Genomic DNA, 284 nt, shown 5'->3' with positions numbered 1-284 from the left:
AACGGCTAAACATGGGACGGGGTAAATTGGAGTAAAACAGGCAGGAATAGTAGCGCATCCTGAGAAAGTCCGCACAGCGCAGACTTTCTTTATTCAGGAGCAAATGCTTAGGCTTTGACCGTACGCTGACGACGCGCTTCGTACAGACAAACACCCGACGCCACAGAGACGTTCAGACTTTCGACCGAGCCCAACATAGGAATGCTGACCAGATGGTCGCAGGTTTCGCGTGTCAGGCGACGCATGCCTTCGCCTTCAGCACCCATGACCAGAGCGATACCGCC

At 54.2% G+C, this 284-nt stretch carries 1 protein-coding gene; it reads right to left on the bottom strand.

All coding sequences use genetic code 11. The features are described from left to right. Positions 1–107: 107 nt before the first annotated feature. A partial coding sequence (locus KDM89_RS21945; RefSeq protein WP_329604735.1) for a TrmH family RNA methyltransferase occupies positions 108–284 on the bottom strand: 177 nt, incomplete at its 5' end.

The organism is Cognatundibacterium luofuense, assembly GCF_018139685.1.
GTDB lineage: Bacteria > Pseudomonadota > Gammaproteobacteria > Burkholderiales > Burkholderiaceae_D > Undibacterium > Undibacterium luofuense.
The sequence above is the reverse complement of the archived record's forward strand: the minus strand, read 5'-3'. Positions and strand labels throughout refer to the sequence as shown.